The organism is Bradyrhizobium sp. MI1.4 (assembly GCF_055811315.1).
On the sequence record NZ_JBVVPP010000084.1, the window covers coordinates 1 to 18,942 of the forward strand.

Annotated in this window: 14 protein-coding genes, 1 tRNA gene and 1 pseudogene; 8 read left to right on the forward strand and 8 right to left on the reverse strand. The window is 64.1% G+C overall.

Annotated features, from left to right (window positions below; all coding sequences use genetic code 11):
• Nucleotides 1-87 precede the first annotated feature (87 nt).
• A tRNA-Ser gene (locus tag AC0L23_RS38515) sits at nt 88-177 on the reverse strand.
• 196 nt (nt 178-373) lie between these two features.
• On the opposite strand from AC0L23_RS38515, the gene AC0L23_RS38520 reads away from it, so the two are divergent.
• Nucleotides 374-715 (forward strand): hypothetical protein, encoded by a 342-nt coding sequence (locus tag AC0L23_RS38520; protein ID WP_085348222.1) that lies wholly within the window; start codon nt 374-376, stop codon nt 713-715.
• A gap of 51 nt (nt 716-766) precedes the next feature.
• Here AC0L23_RS38520 and AC0L23_RS38525 read toward each other — a convergent pair whose 3' ends face one another.
• The 3 genes from AC0L23_RS38525 to AC0L23_RS38535 all read right to left on the reverse strand — a co-directional run bounded on the left by AC0L23_RS38525 (nt 767) and on the right by AC0L23_RS38535 (nt 4,781).
• Entirely contained in the window at nt 767-2,230 is a 1,464-nt protein-coding gene (locus AC0L23_RS38525) for a trehalose-6-phosphate synthase (RefSeq protein ID WP_085358527.1), read from the reverse strand.
• Nucleotides 2,231-2,468: 238 nt separating this feature from the next.
• Entirely contained in the window at nt 2,469-3,290 is an 822-nt protein-coding gene (otsB, locus tag AC0L23_RS38530; RefSeq protein WP_085358525.1) for a trehalose-phosphatase, read from the reverse strand.
• A gap of 3 nt (nt 3,291-3,293) precedes the next feature.
• A complete protein-coding gene (locus AC0L23_RS38535; protein ID WP_085384023.1) occupies nt 3,294-4,781 on the reverse strand; it encodes an MFS transporter in 1,488 nt (495 codons plus the stop codon).
• Nucleotides 4,782-4,961: 180 nt separating this feature from the next.
• On the opposite strand from AC0L23_RS38535, the gene AC0L23_RS38540 reads away from it, so the two are divergent.
• Nucleotides 4,962-5,300, forward strand: a complete 339-nt coding sequence (locus AC0L23_RS38540) for a DUF3175 domain-containing protein (RefSeq protein WP_085358523.1) — start codon at nt 4,962-4,964, stop codon at nt 5,298-5,300.
• A 167-nt stretch (nt 5,301-5,467) separates the two neighbouring features.
• Here AC0L23_RS38540 and AC0L23_RS38545 read toward each other — a convergent pair.
• Both AC0L23_RS38545 and AC0L23_RS38550 read right to left on the reverse strand, forming a co-directional pair.
• Nucleotides 5,468-7,501 (reverse strand): annotated as a pseudogene (locus AC0L23_RS38545) (methyl-accepting chemotaxis protein).
• Nucleotides 7,502-7,698: 197 nt separating this feature from the next.
• Nucleotides 7,699-9,738 carry a methyl-accepting chemotaxis protein gene (locus AC0L23_RS38550; protein WP_085358521.1) on the reverse strand — a complete coding sequence of 680 codons (2,040 nt, stop codon included), beginning with the start codon at nt 9,736-9,738 and terminating at the stop codon, nt 7,699-7,701.
• A 343-nt stretch (nt 9,739-10,081) separates the two neighbouring features.
• On the opposite strand from AC0L23_RS38550, the gene AC0L23_RS38555 reads away from it, so the two are divergent.
• The 4 genes from AC0L23_RS38555 (at nt 10,082) to AC0L23_RS38570 (ending at nt 15,130) form a co-directional block, all read left to right on the forward strand.
• Entirely contained in the window at nt 10,082-10,567 is a 486-nt protein-coding gene (locus tag AC0L23_RS38555; RefSeq protein WP_026233199.1) for a (2Fe-2S)-binding protein, read from the forward strand.
• Between the two features lie 84 nt (nt 10,568-10,651).
• Nucleotides 10,652-12,994: a xanthine dehydrogenase family protein molybdopterin-binding subunit gene (locus AC0L23_RS38560; RefSeq protein WP_085358519.1), complete on the forward strand. Its 2,343-nt coding sequence runs from the start codon at nt 10,652-10,654 to the stop codon at nt 12,992-12,994.
• 13 nt (nt 12,995-13,007) lie between these two features.
• Complete coding sequence (locus AC0L23_RS38565; protein WP_085348890.1) at nt 13,008-13,808, forward strand: FAD binding domain-containing protein; 801 nt, start codon at nt 13,008-13,010, stop codon at nt 13,806-13,808.
• 209 nt (nt 13,809-14,017) lie between these two features.
• The gene (locus AC0L23_RS38570) at nt 14,018-15,130 is read left to right on the forward strand and encodes a CaiB/BaiF CoA transferase family protein (protein ID WP_085358537.1); all 1,113 of its coding nucleotides are present in this window, start codon (nt 14,018-14,020) and stop codon (nt 15,128-15,130) included.
• Between the two features lie 205 nt (nt 15,131-15,335).
• Here the strand turns inward: AC0L23_RS38570 and hppD are convergent, their stop codons facing one another.
• Entirely contained in the window at nt 15,336-16,451 is a 1,116-nt protein-coding gene (gene hppD / locus AC0L23_RS38575; RefSeq protein WP_085358517.1) for a 4-hydroxyphenylpyruvate dioxygenase, read from the reverse strand.
• Nucleotides 16,452-16,573: 122 nt separating this feature from the next.
• Between hppD and AC0L23_RS38580 the strand changes: the two genes are divergently transcribed.
• Complete coding sequence (locus AC0L23_RS38580; protein ID WP_018456584.1) at nt 16,574-17,053, forward strand: Lrp/AsnC family transcriptional regulator; 480 nt, start codon at nt 16,574-16,576, stop codon at nt 17,051-17,053.
• Nucleotides 17,054-17,127: 74 nt separating this feature from the next.
• Entirely contained in the window at nt 17,128-17,439 is a 312-nt protein-coding gene (locus tag AC0L23_RS38585; RefSeq protein ID WP_085358513.1) for a DUF1272 domain-containing protein, read from the forward strand.
• A gap of 133 nt (nt 17,440-17,572) precedes the next feature.
• On the opposite strand, the gene fahA is transcribed toward AC0L23_RS38585, so the two are convergent.
• Nucleotides 17,573-18,844 carry a fumarylacetoacetase gene (gene fahA / locus AC0L23_RS38590; protein WP_085358511.1) on the reverse strand — a complete coding sequence of 424 codons (1,272 nt, stop codon included), beginning with the start codon at nt 18,842-18,844 and terminating at the stop codon, nt 17,573-17,575.
• Nucleotides 18,845-18,942: the final 98 nt, after the last annotated feature.

Consider the following 18,942-nt stretch of genomic DNA (forward strand, 5'->3'; position numbering starts at 1 on the left):
TCTCGACAACCCGTTCGGCACGAGGCTGTCACCCATGTCTTAGGTACGTTCCGTTACCCATGTCTTCGGGCCGGACAACGGGGCTGATGGCGGAGAGAGTGGGATTCGAACCCACGGTACGGTTTCCCGCACACACGCTTTCCAAGCGTGCGCCTTAAGCCACTCGGCCATCTCTCCGGAGCGCACTCTCTTGAAGGGGCGCCGGTGATTTTGCAAGGGATCGCGGGGAAATCGGATGATTTTTCCGTAAGATATTGTACTTTATAGACAATATCAGGCGCCACGGCGACGCTTGGAACCGGCCGCCCGCTGAACCGGCGGCGGGTTTGGCGCGACGATTCACTCAAGAGCGTCAACCACGTCCGGGGGCACCATGACCATCCGCAACACCATTGCCGCGCTGAGCCTGATTTGGGCCCTTGCCGCTGCCTTCGCCGGACCGGCCGCCGCCCAGGTCTGCACCCGGCACGGGGTTGATGTCAGCTGTGACGATGGACGGCGCGGGATGCTTTCGGGCGATGCCATCCTCTGGCCGGACGGCACGCGCTCGAGCGCGACGCCGCATCAAAGCATCATCATCGGCCACAAGAGCTCAGTGCATGTCGGGCCCGGCGTGTTCGTCGGCCAGGGCAAGGGCATGGTGCCGCTCGACGATCCGAACGCGCCGAACAAGCGGCAGTGTGCGATTCTGGAGGGCGTGTCGTACTGCTATTGAGGCTGTCGTCTTCGCCCCTGCCCTCGCTGTAAAGAACGGGGGAGAAGAAGACTAGATCAACCGCACGCCTGAGATCGCCGACTTGAGCCAGCGCAGCGCTTGCGGCGGCTGGTTGGCGAGCGGCGCGACTGCAGCCTTCTCCGTCCGGCACTTCTCCAGTTCAGCGACGAAATCCGCCGACCATTGCTGGATGGTGTGGCCGCGCAGCTTCTTCATCATCGCATCCCAGCGCATCTTGCGCTCGGTGAGCGGCATCGCCGCCGCGACGGCGATCGCGCGCGCCATGCCGTCGATGTCATGCGGATTGACCAGCAGCGCGGCGTCGAGCTCGTTGGCCGCGCCGGCGAATTTCGACAGCACCAGCACGCCGGGATCAGCCGGATTTTGCGCAGCGACGTATTCCTTGGCGACAAGGTTCATGCCGTCGTGCAGCGGGGTCACCACGCCGATCTGCGCGGTGCGATAGAGGCCCGCGAGCACGGCCTGGCTAAACCCTTTGTTGAGATAGCGGATCGGTGTCCAGTCGGCCTCGCCGTGGCGGCCGTTGACGTCGGACACGAGCCGCGCGACCTCGTTCTGCAAATTGCCATAGGCTTCGATGGCACCGCGCGAGGGATTTGCGATCTGCAACAGCGAGATGCTGCGCGCAAAGTGCGGATGCTCGGTCCAGAGCCGATCGAACGCGCTGATGCGGTTGACGAGGCCCTTGGAATAGTCGAGCCGGTCGACGCCGATCGCGAGCCGTTCACCGTTGAGACTGCGGCGCAGCCGCGACACGTCCGGATGCGACGCCGATTTCGCCGCGTATTGCGCGAACTTCTCGGCGTCGATGCCGATCGGAAACACCTCGCAGCGCGTTCGGCCATGCTGCGAGATCGCAACGCCGTCTTCGACGGCGAGGCCGAGTTCGCCCGCGACATAGCCGAGAAAATTCTGGCAATCGTCATTGGTCTGGAAGCCGATCAGATCGTAGGCCAGCATCGCCGTGATCAGCTCACGATGATTGGGCACGCCCTGCATGACCGCGGCGACAGGCCATGGCGTATGGAGGAAGAAGCCGATCGGATCGTCGACGCCGAGATCCCGCAGCTCCGCGCCGAGCGCGAGGAAATGGTAATCCTGCACCCAGAACGCGGTTTGCGCTTTCCGGAAGCGCATCAAGGCGCGCGCCATGAAGGCGTTGACCTCGCGATAGCTGACATAGTCGTCGCGCGAGACGCGGATCAGATCGCTGCGCGAGTGCAGCGCCGGCCACAGCGCCGAATTGGCAAAGCCCTCGTAATAGCCGCCATAGTGCGCCGCCGGCAGATCCAGCGTCGCAATCGCGCCCGAACCCAGTGCTTCGATCTCGGCGAACGGCTCCTTCTGATGACCGTCACGCACACGGCCCGAGGATCCCACCCAGATCGCGCCCGAATGTTCCACAACGGGTAGCAAGGCCGCCGCGAGACCACCCGTCATGGGCTCATTGGGCTTGCCGCGCGCGACGCGATTCGAAACGACGATTAAGTTCACAGGTCGTCCCCTCCTGTTTCATTCCACCCCATTTAACTGCCGTTCATCAATATGGTTCCTGATCATCCTTTGCACCAATTGAAACCAAAATCGGGCGCGCGCGTTGGAACCGGTTTACCTCCGGGCAACCCGACGATTTCGCTACACAAAGTCGGCTTTGGAACCGTGGCACGCGCAGCATGAAGCCGGCGCGCTGGGGAATTACGCGCGCGATATGTGGCTCCGAGATGTCGGTGCCTTATTCCAACCTTGAGTCGTCGAGCAGCCGCGCAAGGAACGTGCGCACATCGTTCGGGGCGTCGAAGTGCCCGTTGACCCCCATGGCGCGGCGACCAACCGAAAAGGCGAGCCCATTCATGTCGGGCATGATCGCGAACACGGTTTCGTCGGTGACGTCATCACCGATGAAGATCGGACGGCGCCGCTTGAAAGGCTCGTGCTTCATCAACTCGCGCACGCCGGTCGCCTTGGTAAAACCGGAATGCTTGATCTCGCAAACGAACTTTCCGGGCAGCACCTCGATCGGCGCATTGGGCAGGTCGGCGCGGATCAGCGAAACGGCTTCGTAGATCGCTTTCTCCGCATGCGGCGCAAGGCGGTAGTGCAGCGCCAGCGAATAGCCCTTGTCTTCGAGCAGAATGCCGGGACTGAGCTTGGCCACCGCCGCGAGCCGCCGCTTCAGCTCCTTATCCAGCGGCGGCGCGCTGACGGCATCGGCTTCGTTGTCAATGGAAAGCCGCATCTCGGCGCCGTGGCCGGCGACGGCGCGAAAGACATCGGGCGCGAAGATCAGGTCGATGTCGTTGAGCGAACGCCCGCTGACCATCGCCAGCGCGCCCGACGTGCGCTCCGTCAGCCGGTTCAGCGTTTCCGACAGGCCTGGCGGCACCCACACCTCACGCGGCGTCGGCATCAGGTCGAGCAGTGTCCCGTCGATGTCGAGCAGGATCGCTGTTTCATTGAGATGCGGCACGAGTGCGTGGGGCACCGGCACCGCATCGGGCGCTTCATCGTCGACCATGGTGCGCTTTAGATCCAATTCAGCCAGTTCCGATTTCATAGTCTACTCCATGGACGCAAGCGGCCGCGCGATTTCTTCGAGCGATCTGCGTTCCGCCGAGATGGCATAGCGCCACGCCACGATCGCGGCCGCGATCATCAGGAACGCCCCCAGCAAATAGCCTGCGAACACGCTCGTGCGTGATCCCGTGTCGATCAGCGCCCCGAACAATGCGGGGCCGATCACGCCGCCGATGCCGGTGCCCACCGCATAGAACACCGCGATCGCGAGCGCGCGGACTTCCAAGGGAAAAGTCTCGCTGACGGTGAGATAGGCGGCGCTCGCGGCGGGCGAGGCAAAGAAGAAGATCACCATCCAGGCGATGGTCTGCCCTTGCGCGCTCAAGGCGCCGATCGAGAACAGATAACCCGACAGCGCCAGCAACACGCCCGACGCGCCGTAGGTGAACATGATCATGGTCCGGCGGCCGAGCGTATCGAACAGGCGGCCGAGCAGCAGCGGACCAAGGAAATTGCCGGCGGCGAAGGGAAGCAGATACCAGCCGACATGATCGGCGCTGATCCCGTAAAAATCGGTCAACACCAGCGCAAAGGTGAAGAAGATGGCGTTGTAGAAGAAGGCCTGCGCGATCATCAGCACGAGGCCGACCATCGCGCGCTGGCGATAGACCGAGAACAGCGTGTGCACCACCTCGCGGATCGGCGTGTGAGTCCGCATTTTCAGGCGGATCTTGGCGAAACGCGCGTGGCTCGTCTCCTGGCCGTGTCCGAGCACCGAGCGCTCGACCTCGTCGACGATCGCGTGGGCCTGGTCGGGACGGCCGTGGATCATCAGCCAGCGCGGACTCTCCGGAATCCACATCCGCATCAAGAGCACGACGAGGCCGATGGCCGCGCCGATGAGATAAGCGAGGCGCCAGCCGAGATCGGGGCCGATCACCGCGGGATCGAGCAGCACGATGGCCGCCACGGCGCCCATGGCGGCACCGATCCAGAAGCTGCCGTTGATGACGAGATCGGTCCAGCCGCGATAGCGCGCCGGCACCAGTTCCTGGATGGTCGAATTGATCGCAGTATATTCGCCGCCGATGCCGGCGCCGGTGAGGAAGCGAAACAGCGCGTAGCTCGCGACATTCCATGACAGAGCGGTCGCGGCCGTCGCCGAGAGATAGAGCGCGAGCGTGATGAAGAACAGCTTCTTGCGACCGATGCGATCGGTCAGCCAGCCGAAGCCGAGCGCGCCGAGCACCGCGCCCGCGAGATAGGCGGAATTGGCAATGCCGAGATCGAGATTGGAGAAATGCAGGGAGGGGCTTTGCTTCAGCGCGCCGGAGAGCGCGCCGGCCAAGGTCACCTCGAGGCCATCCAGAATCCAGGTGATGCCGAGCGCAAGCACGACGCGGGTGTGAAATCCGCTCCACGGCAGCGCGTCAAGCCGTGCGGGAATGCTGGTTTCGATGATGCGATCGGCCGCAACCGCCGTGGAGACCACAGGTCCATCGTTCGGCGCTGGGCTTCGCTGCAATTCCATCGCGTTGTTGCATCTGACCAATGGACATGGCCCCGGTTCACATGGCGTGGACGGGGGCGGTCCGATCAAGGGGTGCGGCATTCCGCCTGCCACCTGCGACAACGTCTGCGGCGAGGGCAGGTTCCCGTGGAACGACCGTTCGCGCTCCTGCTTTTCGCTGGAGCCGCAAGGAGTTGACGCATGGCTCATGCCAGAAAGACGACACATTCTCGCAAAACAGCGGCGCGCAAGAGCACCAGACGCGCCGCACCGAAGCGCTGGTCACAGCGCGTGACGAAAGAGAGCGACGCGCTCGACCTCAAACAAGGCGTGTTCAAGCTGACCAGTGCTAAGAAGATCGCGGCTTCGTTGAAGCGCTCGGCCGAGCACAGCGCGCGTCGCAAGACCGGCGCCTACCGCTCGGCGCTTTCGATGCTGACGTTCTACATCAACCGCGCCGGCAAGACGCTGCCGCAGACGCAGCGCACGCGGCTGGAGCGGGCAAAGGTGGAGCTGAAGCGGGCGTTCGGGAGGGAGTGAGCGCCAGGTCGTCCTGGACAAGCGCAGCGCCGATCCAGGACCTATTACCCCAGGGAGCGGTTTGGCGATGACTCGGAGTTGGCAGTTCGCCCGGCAACTCCGCCTTGGGGTAATGGGTCCTGGCTTTCGCCAGGACGACGGCGGAGGCGTGGCGCGAAGGTCGAGCGCTACGCCGCCCGGATATTCCCCATGAAGCGGTCGAGCTCGGCGCGCAGGCGGGTGCTTTCGGACGACAGCGTCTTGGCCGAATGCAGCACCTCTTCCGAGGCCGAGCCGGTTTCGGCGGCGCCGCGGTTGACCTGGCCGATGTCGGTGGCGGCGGTCTGGGTGCCCTGCGCGACGGTCTAGACGCTGCGCGCGATTTCCTGCGTCGCGGCGCCCTGCTGCTCCACCGCGCTCGCAATCGAGGTCGAGATCGACGAGATCTGGCCGATGGTGGCGCCGATCTCCTTGATCGCCGCAACCGACTCGGCCGTGGCGCCTTGCATGCCCGTGATGTGCGAGGAGATCTCGTCGGTGGCCTTCGCGGTCTGGCTCGCCAGCGACTTCACTTCGCTGGCGACCACTGCAAAGCCGCGGCCGGCTTCGCCGGCGCGTGCCGCCTCGATGGTCGCGTTCAGCGCCAGAAGATTGGTCTGCTCGGCGATCGCCGTGATGAGCTTGACGACTTCGCCGATCTGCTGGGCGGCATGCGAGAGCTTGCCAATGCGATTATCGGTCTCCTTTGCCTGCACCACGGCAGCTTCGGCAATGCGGCTGGAATCGCGGACCTGACGGCCGATCTCCTCGACCGAGGCCGAGAGCTCTTCCGTCGCGGTTGCGACCGACTGCATGTTGCTGGAGGCCTGCTCGGAGACGTCGGCGACCTGGCTCGACAGGCTCTGCGTGGTCTCGGCGGTGCGGGTCAGCGTCGAGGCCGCCGATTCCAGCTGCACGGCGGAAGCCGAGACGTTGGAGACGATGGCACCAACCGCGCTCTCGAAATCATCGGCGAAACGAATCAGCTCGGAACGACGGCTTGCGGCCTGCTCCCTGTTCTGAAGTTCGTTGGCGGCGGCGTCGCGCTCGGCCTTGGCCACGGCCTGCACCTTGAATTCTTCGACCGCGCCGGCCATCTCGCCGATCTCGTCCCTGCGGCCGAGGCCCGGCAGCACGACGTCGAAATTGCCCGCGGCAAGCTCGCGCATCGCCTTGCACATCGCGATCATCGGACGCGAAATGCCATTGCCCAGCATCAGGGCGAGCGCAGCGCCGACGGCAAGGCCGCCCAGCGCCATCATCAGCATCAGCCGCTCGGTCTCGCCGATGGTGGCATTGGCGTTGACCTCGATGCGCTGCTGATCCGCCGTCAGCTCCGATCGCAGCTCACCCGAGAGCTTGAGAATGGACGCGGCTGTCTTGGTCATCTCGCCGTTCAGCTTGACGATGACCTTCACGTTCTCGGTGAGCTTTGAAAAAGAGGCGCGGTACTGTTTGAGGAGATTGCTGATCTCGGTGACGCGGTCGGTGATCTTCTGGTCGTTGGCATAGATCGAGACCAGCAGGGTCTCCAGGAATTTGATGCGGGCGGTCACGCCGTCGGCGGTCTTCGGCTCCGGCTTGGCGACGAAGGCGCTGACCGAGGTGGAGACCGCCAGATATTGCGATGTGATATCCTTGGCCGTACCCTGAACCGAGTTCAGGCCCGCCAATGCCGCGGTATCGGCAAGATCGTCGAACTTGAACCGGATCTTGTTGCCGACGCTGTTGAGCTCCTCGGTCGCGATCTTGCCGTTCTCGCGCGTCAACGTGATGATCTCGCCGAACACCTTGGTGAAGCTCTTGAAGTCGGCCTCGAGCCTGCCGACCTGCTCGCGGCGCGCTGCGCCCGTGGTGGCCGCCGCCGACTTGGCGATCGCCGCCCTCAGATTCTCTTCGGCTGCTTTGGCCGCGGTCTCATCATCCGCCGCGCCAGTCAGCGTGTAGGCCCGCGCCAAGCCCTGGTAAGCGATCAGCTCGCGATCGACCGTCCGCGCAAGGTCCGCTTCGGCGACGCTGGAGCGGTAGGAGGCCACGGCGGCCTGAATCCGCTCGAAGCCGAAATACGCGAAAGCCATGCTGACGGCGAGGATGGCGAGCACCGCCACGAAGCCGAGGATGATTTTTGCGCGAAAACGCAAGGTGAGCAGCTTCGATGTGGTCGGCTTCGACTTGACGGGCATTCCCCACCCCATTCCATTCGCGGAAAACCAGGCGCAGCCCGGAAGCAGCCCGCTTCCTGACGCGTGAGCACGGTAAAGAACAAAGGATAAGCGGCAGTAGATTTGTGGCGCCGCAACCGGCGGTTAGGTGACGCAGGGTTGTCCGTCGTCCTGGCTTGGTGCGCAATCGCGCACCGGGGCCGGGACGGCCAAGCGCTTTACGCCGCCCGGATATTCCCCATGAAGCGGTCGAGCTCGGCGCGCAGGCGGGTGCTTTCGGACGACAGCGTCTTGGCCGAGTGCAGCACCTCTTCCGAAGCCGAGCCGGTTTCGGCGGCGCCGCGGTTGACCTGACCGATGTCGGTGGCGGCGGTCTGAGTGCCCTGCGCGACGGTCTGGACGCTGCGCGCGATTTCCTGCGTCGCCGCGCCTTGCTGCTCCACCGCGCTTGCAATCGACGTCGAGATCGACGAGATCTGGCCGATGGTCGCCCCGATCTCCTTGATCGCCGCAACCGATTCGGCCGTGGCGCCTTGCATGCCCGTGATGTGCGAGGAGATCTCGTCGGTGGCCTTCGCGGTCTGGCTCGCCAGCGACTTCACTTCGCTGGCGACAACTGCAAAGCCGCGGCCGGCCTCGCCGGCGCGTGCCGCCTCGATGGTCGCATTGAGCGCCAGAAGATTGGTCTGCTCGGCGATTGCCGTGATGAGCTTGACGACTTCCCCGATCTGCTGGGCGGCATGCGAGAGCTTGCCGATGCGGTTGTCGGTCTCCTTTGCCTGCACCACGGCAGCTTCGGCAATACGGCTGGAATCGCGCACCTGGCGGCCGATCTCCTCGACCGAGGCCGAGAGCTCTTCGGTCGCGGTCGCGACCGACTGCATGTTGCTGGAGGCCTGCTCGGAGACGTCGGCGACCTGGCTCGACAGGCTCTGCGTGGTCTCGGCGGTGCGGGTCAGCGTCGAGGCCGCCGATTCCAGTTGCACGGCGGAAGCCGAGACGTTGGAGACGATGGCACCGACCGCGCTCTCGAAATCGTCAGCGAAACGAATCAGCTCGGAGCGGCGGCTTGCGGCCTGCTCCCTGTTCTGGAGTTCGTTGGCGGCGGCGTCGCGCTCGGCCTTGGCCACGGCCTGCACCTTGAATTCTTCGACTGCGCCGGCCATCTCGCCGATCTCGTCCCTGCGGCCCAGGCCCGGCAGCACGACGTCGAAATTGCCCGAGGCCAGCTCGCGCATCGCCTTGCACATCGCGATCATCGGACGCGAAATGCCGGTGCCGAGCAGGAAGGCGAGCACCGCGCCGAGCAGCGTGCCGCCGACGGCCAGCATCAGCACCAGTTGCTCGGTCTTCCCGATGGTCGCTTCCGACTCGGACTCCAGCCGCTGCTGTTCGGCAACGAGGTCCGCCTTCATGGCGGTGGCGCCCTGAAGGATCGCGCCGGCCGAACCGCTCATCTCGGTGACGAGATCGTCGATCATCTTGGCGTTGGCGATCAGCTTCTCCAGCGATTCCCGATAGGCGCCGAGCAATCCCCTGGCATCCTTCAGGCCGGCGACGATCTTGTCGTCCATGGAATAGACCGCGTTGAGCGAGTTCTCGACGAATTTCAACCGCGCCAGCGCGCTGGTCGCGATCGCCTGGTCGGACGTCAGCACGAAATTGGTCGCCGCCCCGCTCGCGGTCTGGAATTGGGCATTGACCTGCTTGGTCCCGAACTCGATCGCCTGCGCCTCGGAATCGGAGGCATTGTTGCCGATGTCGTCGAGCTTGTATTTCAGGAGGTTGGCGTTGCGCATGAGCTGGTTCTGCACCAGCAGCGCGCTGTCACGCTTGGCCTGGAGGACTTTCGCGAAGGTCGCGGAGAAGTTGGAAAACTCCTTGGCGAGCTTGTCCAGACTTTCCTGCCGCGCCGGCTTCTTGGCGCTCTTGACCGCCTGGTCGATGGCGCTCTTCAGGCCGGTCTCCGCGTCCAGCGCCGTCTTGGCGTCGTCCTCCTTGCCGGTGACGACGAAATATCTGACGGCCGAGCGATAGGCGAGCAGCTCCCGGTCGATGTTACGGGCGAGATCGGCCTCGGTGACACTGGTGCGGTAGGACCCGACGCCGGACGAGACCCGCTCGAAGCCAAAATAGGAGAAGGCCATGCTGCCGGCGGAGATCACCAGCACCGCGGCAAAGCCCAGAATGATCTTGGCGCGGAACCTGAGAGTCGGCATTATTGTGCGCTTCGACGACGACGCGATACGCCCGGACATTCCCACCCCCATTTTCATTCAGCCGAGATCCGGTGGCGCCCCGCCCCCTGACCTGGCTGCGCAAAACTAAGGCAGAATCGATAAGGGGCGGTAAATTCGGTGCGCCCGCAGAGCTTCCGGCTCTATCTGCCAAGGCGAGCCGGATAGGGATATAGAGGCTGGCATCCCAGCTGGCGCCCCGGCGCCGCAACCCGATCCGGCCGACTCGCCCCCCAAACCAATGTTGGGCATTCTGGATCAATGACTTTTCCATGACGCGGGCGGCCAAAATCGTAGTTGCAAAGTTCCGGGTCGCTGTCTCTAATTAGAAACAATCAAAATCGATCCCGGGAGGACTTCAACCGTGTCTACAGTCAAACTGACGGTGAACGGCAAGGCCGTTGCTGTCGACGTCGAGGACCGCACGCTGCTGGTTCAGCTGCTGCGCGACCACCTCAACCTCACCGGAACCCATGTCGGCTGCGACACCAGCCAGTGCGGCGCCTGCGTCGTCCATATGGACGGCAAGGCGATCAAATCCTGCACCATGCTGGCAGGACAGGCCGACGGCGCCAGCATCACCACGATCGAAGGCATCGCCAAGGGCGACGAGCTGCACCCGATGCAGGCCGCCTTCCGCGACAATCACGGCCTGCAGTGCGGCTATTGCACGCCGGGCATGATCATGTCGGCGATCGACATCGTGCACCGCTATGGTGGCCAGCTCGATGAGGCCACCGTCCGCCACGAGCTCGAAGGCAATATCTGCCGCTGCACTGGGTACCACAACATCGTCAAAGCCGTGCTGGATGCGGCAGGCCGCATGAAGGTCTCGCAGGCGGCCGAGTAAGCGGCCCGCCTCGAAATAAGAACGATCGCCGCCGCTTTCGAGGGAAAGCGCGGTCAAGACAAATTCCGGTCGGGAGGACCAGACATGGGCGTTGAAGGCATTGGCGCGAGCGTCGTGCGCAAGGAAGACAAGCGTTTCATTACCGGCAAGGGCCGCTACGTCGACGACATCAAATTGCAGGGCATGACCCATGCCCATTTCATCCGCAGCCCGCACGCGCATGCCAAGGTGAAGGGGGTCGATCCCGCCGAGGCGCTGAAGATGCCGGGCGTGGTCGCTGTGCTGACCGGTCAGCAAATCGTCGACGACAAGGTCGGTAACCTGATCTGCGGCTGGGCCATCACCTCCAAGGACGGCAGCCCGATGAAGATGGGCGCATGGCCGGCAATGGCGCCGGAGACCGTGCGCTTCGTCGGTCAGGCCGTCGCAGTCGTGATCGCCGAGACCAAGAATCTCGCACGCGACGCGGCCGAAGCCGTGGTCGTGAACTATGAAGAGCTGCCCGCGGTCGCCGACGTCCACGCCGCGATCAAGTCCGGCGCGCCGCAGCTGCATCCCGAAGCTCCCGGCAACCAGGTTTATGACTGGGTGATCGGCGACGAGGGCGCCACCGATGCCGCCTTCGCCAAGGCCGCCAACGTGGTGAAGCTCGACGTCACCAACAACCGTCTCGCGCCGAACGCGATGGAGCCGCGCGCGGCAATTGCCGATTACGATTCGGCGGAAGAGCATTTCACGCTTTACACGACGTCGCAGAATCCGCACGTCGCCCGCCTCGTGCTGTCGGCGTTCTACAACATCGCACCCGAGCACAAGCTGCGCGTGATCGCACCCGACGTCGGCGGCGGCTTCGGCTCCAAGATCTTCATCTATCCCGAAGAGATGGTGGCGCTGTGGGCCTCGAAGAAGGTCGGCCGTCCCGTGAAATGGACCGGCGACCGCACCGAAGCCTTCCTCACCGATGCGCATGGCCGCGACCACGTCACCCACGCCGAGATGGCGTTCGACGCCAACAACAAGATCACCGGATTGAAGGTGAAGACCTACGCCAATTTCGGCGCCTACATGTCGCTGTTCTCGTCGTCGGTGCCGACCTATCTCTACGCGACGCTGCTGTCGGGCCAGTACAACATCCCGGCGATCCATGCCGAGGTGGTCGGGGTCTACACCAACACCACGCCGGTCGACGCCTATCGCGGTGCCGGCCGCCCCGAGGCGAGCTATCTGATCGAACGTCTGATGGAGACGGCGGCGCGGCAGTTGAAAGTCGATCCGGCCGCGCTGCGCCGGACCAACTTCATCACCCAGTTCCCGCACCAGACGCCGGTGATCATGGCCTATGACACCGGCGATTTTAACGCCTCGCTCGACGCCGCGATGAAAGCGATCGACTATGCCGGCTTTGCCGGGCGCAAGGCCAAGGCGAAGGCCGACGGCAAGCTGCGCGGCATCGGCGTGTCCTGCTACATCGAGGCCTGCGGCATCGCGCCGTCGAAGGCCGTCGGCAGCCTGGGCGCCGGCGTCGGTCTTTGGGAGTCCGCCGAAGTCCGCGTCAACCCGGTCGGCACCATCGAGGTCCTGACGGGATCACACAGCCACGGCCAGGGTCACGAGACCACGTTCTGCCAGCTCGTAGCCGAACGCCTCGGCGTTCCCATCAGTCAGGTCTCGATCGTCCATGGCGACACCGACAAGGTGCAGTTCGGCATGGGCACCTATGGCTCGCGCTCGGCCGCCGTCGGCCTCACCGCGATCCTGAAGGCCATGGAGAAGATGGAATCCAAGGCCAAGAAGATCGCCGCGCATGCGCTGGAAGCCTCGGAAGGCGACATCGTCATCGACAACGGCGAGTTCAAGGTCGCCGGCACCGACAAGGCGATCGCCTTCCCGATGGTCGCACTCGCGGCCTATACCGCGCACAATCTGCCCGACGGGATGGAGCCGGGCCTGAAGGAGAGCGCCTTCTACGACCCGACCAACTTCACCTTTCCGGCCGGCACATACATCTGCGAGCTCGAGGTCGATCCCGGTACGGGCAAGACCTCCTTCGTCAACTTCGTCGCGGCCGACGATTTCGGCCGTTTGATCAACCCGATGATCGTCGAGGGCCAGGTCCATGGCGGTCTTGTGCAAGGCATCGGACAAGCGTTGCTCGAGCACGCGATCTACGACGCCAACGGGCAGCCCGTCACGGCCTCGTTCATGGACTACGCCATGCCGCGCGCCGACGACGTTCCCTCGTTCAACCTCTCCCACACCACGACGCTGTGCCCGGGCAATCCGCTCGGCATCAAGGGTTGCGGTGAGGCCGGTGCGATCGGGGCGTCAGCGGCCGTGATCAATGCGATCACGGATGCGATCGGCAAGAACAATCTGGAAATGCCCGCAACCCCGGACAGGGTGTGGCGCACGATCCACGCGGCGTAAGGGAGGAACGAAGATGTACCAGACCGTTTATCATCGCGCGTCCTCGGTTGACGAAGCCGTCAGCCTGTTCTCCAAGAGCAGCGAAGCCAAGTTCCTCGCCGGCGGCCAGACGCTGCTGCCGGTGATGAAGCAACGCCTCGCCAGTCCGTCCGACGTCATCGACCTCGGCAAGATCAAGGAGCTGCAGGGCGTCGAGCTCTCGGGCGACGTGCTGACCATCAAGGCCGGCACGACCTATTTCGACATCATGCAGAATGCCGACGTGAAGAAGGCGATTCCCGCAATTGCCTATCTCACTTCGGTGCTCGGCGACCCCGCCGTGCGCTATCGCGGCACGATCGGCGGCTCGATCGCCAACAACGATCCCGCCGCGGATTTTCCCGCCGCGCTGCTCGCGCTCGGCGCCACCGTGAAGACCAACAAGCGGTCGATTACGGCGGATGACTTTTTCCAGGGCATGTTCACGACCGCGCTGGAGGACGGCGAGCTCATCACCGCCGTGTCGTTCCCGGTTCCGGCGAAGGCTGGCTACGAAAAGATGCGCCATCCTGCGTCTCGCTTTGCGCTGACCGGCGTGTTCGTCGCGCAGACGAAGTCGGGCGAGGTTCGGGTGGCCGCCACCGGCGCCTCGCAAAGCGGCGTGATGCGGGTCCCGGCCATCGAAACGGCGCTGAAGGCGAACTGGTCACCGTCGGCGATCGACGGCGTGAGCATTTCGGCGAGCAATCTGCTGGCCGACATCCACGGCACGGCGGAGTACCGCGCCAACCTGATCAAGGTGATGGCGCAGCGCGCGGTGGCTGCCGCTCGCTGACCATCGGGCCTTAGCGCCTCGACGCAATTTTCCACGGCGCGCACTTCGGTGCGCGCCGTTTTATTTTAGCCACGCGACATGAAAACCGCTTGCCTCACTGGCGTGAAGGCGAGAAAAGTTAATCGGCCAATTAACTCGCCCCGCAGAGGAACGCCTTGGCGCTTGCCGACCATCGGCAATATGCGCCTTGGATCCGAGGAAACAAACACGTGCTCGATCAATCAGCCCAAAACTCCTCCGTCCGCACCTCCGGCCCACTGTCGGGCTTCCGCATCGTTGAATTCGCCGGCATTGGACCGGGCCCGTTCGCCTGCATGATGCTGGCCGACATGGGCGCCGAAATCGTCACGCTCGATCGGGTCGGCGCCAGGAAGAACATGAAGTCGGTCGCAGGCCGCGGCCGCAAGGTGGTCGAGCTCGATCTCAAGGACAAGGCGGCGATCGCGGAGGTGCTCGATCTGCTTGCGAATGCCGACGCGCTGGTCGAGGGTTTTCGTCCCGGCGTGATGGAGCGGCTCGGCCTCGGCCCTGACGTGGTGCTCGCGCGCAATCCAAAGCTGGTCTACGGCCGCATGACCGGCTGGGGCCAGCAAGGCCCGCTCGCCAATGCCGCAGGCCACGACATCAACTACATCTCCATCACCGGCGCGCTCGCCGCGATCGGCACGAAGGAAGCGCCGGTGCCGCCGCTCAACCTCGTCGGCGATTTCGGTGGCGGCGCGCTCTATCTCGTGGTCGGCGTGCTTGCGGCGCTGCTGGAGGCCTCGCGATCAGGCAAGGGCCAGGTCGTCGATGCCGCGATGTGCGACGGCGCGGCATCGCTTATGTCGTTCTTCTTCGACATGACCACGCTCGGCCGCTGGACCGAAGGCCGCAACGAGAACTTCCTCGACGGCGGCGCACATTTCTACGGCGTCTACGAATGCGCCTGCGGCCATTTCGTCTCGATCGGCTCGATCGAGCCGCAATTCTACGCGCTGCTGCGCGAGCACGCCGGCCTGACCGACGCCGATTTCGATGCGCAGATGGACCGCAAGGCCTGGCCCGCGCTGAAGGAAAAACTGAAGACGGTGTTCAAGAGCAAGACGCGCGAGGACTGGTGCAAGATCATGGAAGGCACCGACATCTGCTTCGCGCCGGTGCTGACCATGTCGGAAGCGACCGAGCATCCGCACATGGTCGCCCGCAACGTCTTCGTCGAGCGCCACGGCGTGAAGCAGCCGGCGCCGGCGCCGCGCTTTTCGCGGACGCCATCGGCGGTGCGCGAGCCGGAAGTGGCGGAGATCGGCGCGGTGACGAAAGCCTGGAAGGCGGAGCGTTAAGTCCTCCGCTGTCGCATCACACTCCGGGTCGTCCTGGCCTAGTGCGCAATTGCGCACGGGGGCCAAGACCCATAGCCACCAACGCGGTTTGACGAAGACTCGGAGTTACCAGTTCGCCCAATGACCGCTCCCTGGGGTAATTGGTCCTGGCTTTCGCCAGGACGACGGCGGCACTTAATGCCACCGCGTTCCAGACAACGGCCGCCTACGCCGCATCCACCTTCAGCACCCCGCGCCGGATCTGGTCCTCCTCGATCGATTCGAACAGCGCCTTGAAATTGCCTTCGCCGAAGCCATCGTCGCCCTTGCGCTGGATGAACTCGAAGAAGATCGGGCCGATCGCGTTGGCCGAGAAGATCTGCAGCAGCACCTTGGTCTGGCCGCCGTCGACCACGCCTTCGCCGTCGATCAGGATGCCGTTCTTCTGCAGCCGCGCGATGTCCTCGCCATGCTTCGGCAACCGCCCGTCGATCCGCTCGAAATAGGTCGCGGGCGGCGCTGGCATGAAGGGCAGACCGGCCTCGCGCAAGTCCTCGATGGTGCGGTAGATGTCGCGGCAGCCGCAGGCGATGTGCTGGATGCCCTCGCCGCGATAGATATTGAGATATTCCTCGATCTGCCCGGAATCGCCGGCGTCCTCGTTGATCGGAATCCGGATCTTGCCGTCGGGGCTGGTCAGCGCGCGCGAGAACAGGCCCGAGGCGCGGCCCTCGATGTCGAAGAAGCGGATCTGGCGGAAATTGAAGAGCTTCTCGTAGAAGCCCGTCCACACGTCCATGCGGCCGCGGTGGACGTTGTGGGTGAGGTGATCGAGATAGAACAGGCCGGCGCCGGCAGGACGCGGATCGCGCGCACCCAGCCATTCGAACTCGCTGTCATAGGCCGATCCCTTGGCGCCATAGCGATCAGCGAAATAGAGCAGGCTGCCGCCGATGCCCTTGATCGCGGGGACGTCGAGCGTCTTCTGCGCGGAGGACGCATCGGCAGGTTCGGCACCGAGCGAAATCGCGCGGTCATAGGCCTTCTTCGCATCGACGACGCGAAACGCCATCGACGGCGCACAGGGGCCGTGCGCGGCGACGAAATCGTGACCCTGGGTGCCGGGCTCCTCGTTGACGAGGTAATTGATGTCGCCCTGGCGATAAACCATGATCTTCTTCGTTCTGTGCCGCGCGACGGGCACATAGCCCATCAGCTTGAACAAGGCGTGCAGCTCTTGCGGATTGGGATGCGCATATTCGACGAACTCGAACCCGTCGGTGCCCATCGGATTCTCGGCGCTGATCGTGGCCGGCGGTGCATCGTGCGGAAACGGACCCATGGTGTTCTCCCAAATTGCTGCTGAGATGAACTATCCTTCATGGGACGCGCAAGGGGCGTGCAAATGAGACGGCTTTTTGATTAACATATGCACAGTTTGTGCATGAAGTGGGTGAAACGCGCATGACTTTGGTGGATGCCTTCGACCTCAAGATCCTGGGCGCGCTCCAGGACGACGGCCGTCTCACCAACCAGGAGCTCGCCGACCTCGCCGGGCTCTCGGCCTCGCAATGCTCGCGGCGACGGATGCGGCTGGAAGAGGAGAAGGTCATTGCGGGCTATCATGCCGATCTCTCCAGCGAGGCGCTCGGCTTCGGCGTGGTCGCCTTCATCCAGGTGACGCTGGCGACCCACTCGCCGGACAATTCCAAGCGGTTTCGGACTCTGGTCAACCGCATCGACGAGATCCAGGAGGCCTACTCGCTGACAGGCGACGCCGACTACGTGCTCAAGGCCGTCCTGCACGACCTCAAGGGCCTCTCCAACCTCGTCAACGACGTGCTGATGCCGCACCAGAGCGTCGCGCATGTGCGCTCCTCGATCGTGCTCGACAGGCTGAAGGAAAGCACGCGTCTGCCGCTGAAGGAAATCAAGCCCGGCTGAAATCGAGGGAAATCCGGCATTCGCGCTGCGCACGCGATCTGCGATGATCCCGGCCAATCTGCGGAGATTGAGCCATGGCCCTCCAGCTTCGACCGAACTGCGAATATTGCGACCGCGATCTGCCCCCGAACGCAACCGATGCGCGGATCTGCTCCTATGAATGCACGTTCTGTGCGGACTGCGTGGAGACGAAACTATCCAACGTCTGCCCGAACTGCGGCGGCGGTTTTGCGCCGCGCCCGATCAGGCCAACGCAGGAATGGCGACCGGGCGTGTGCACGACCAACCAGGCGCCGTCGGACAAGCGGGTGCATCTGAAGTACAGCCTGGAGGACGTCGCGGCGCATTGCGCGCGGATACGTGAGGTGCCGCCGGAGAAGCGGTAGACTCTCACCACGTCATGCGAGGAGCCCTTGCGACGAAGCAATCCAGACTGCCGCTCCGGAAAGACTCTGGATTTGCTTCGCTACCTCGCAAGACGAAGAATGTGGATAGAGCGTCGCATCGCTTCCCCAGCAATCACTCCGGCGCCAAAATCGTCCCCTCGACCTCACCAAAACCGACACGATAGCCCTCGCCCTGGCACCAGCCGCGCATGACGAGGCTGTCGCCGTCTTCCAGGAACGACCGCTTGGCGCCGCCGGGCAATTCGATCGGCTCGGTGCCGTTCCAGCTGATCTCCAGCAGGCTGCCGCGCTGGTTCTTCTCCGGACCGGAAATGGTGCCGCTGCCGAGGAGATCGCCGACATTCATGGCGCAGCCGGAGGAGGCGTGGTGCATCAGCTGCTGCACCGACGACCAGTACATGTATTTGAAATTGGTGCGGCTGATGCCGGCGGGCGCGTTGGCTCCGGCGGCGCGCAAGGAGACGTCGAGTTCGAGATCGTAGTTCTGCGGCTTGCCCTGCTTGAGGTAGTCGAGCGGCACCGGCTCCTGCTGCGGCCCGTTGAGGCGGAATGGCTCCAGCGCCTCGCGCGTCACCACCCACGGACTGATCGAGGTCGCGAACGCCTTGGCGAGGAACGGCCCGAGCGGCACATATTCCCATTGCTGGATATCGCGCGCGCTCCAGTCGTTGAGCAGCACGAAGCCGAAGATCATCTCCTCGGCTTGCGGCTCCGTGAGCATGCCGCCCATTGGCGACGGCTGGCCGACCACCACGCCCATCTCCAGCTCGAAATCGAGCCGCTTGCACGGTCCGAAGCTCGGCGCCTCCACATTCGGCGGCTTGAGCTGCCCGCGCGGGCGCTTCACCTTCGTGCCGGAGACCACGACAGTCGAGGCACGGCCGTTGTAAGCGATCGGCATATGCAGCCAATTCGGCTGCAGTGCATTGTCCTTGCCACGGAACATGACGCCGACATTGGTGGCGTGTTCTTTCGACGAATAGAAATCGGTGTAGCCGGAGACCGCAAACGGCAGATGCAATCTTGCGTCGCGTATCGGCACCAAGGCCTGCTTGCGCAACTCCTCGTTGTCGCGCAGCTCGGGATGATCGGCGCGCAGGAGTTCGCTGATCCGCGCCCGCGTCTTCGTCCAGACCTTTGGCCCCAAGGCCATGAAAGCATTGAGCGACGGCGTCGAGAACACGCCGAGCGGCCCCACGTCGAGCCGCGAGTCCTGCTCAAGCTCCCAGAGATCGAGCACATAGTCGCCGATCGCCACGCCGACGCGCGGCGTCGGATTGGCCGCGGTCGAGAACACACCATAAGGCAGGTTCTGGATCGGAAAATCGGAGGCGGGATCGACGCCGATGAAGGAGCGGAGGCTGGGGTCGTTGGGATGGGGCATCACTTGGCTCGGTCTTTCCCTTCTCCCCTTGTGGGAGAAGGTGGCGCGAAGCGCCGGATGAGGGGTATCTGTCCGCGAGTCCGAAGGAGAGGTTCACG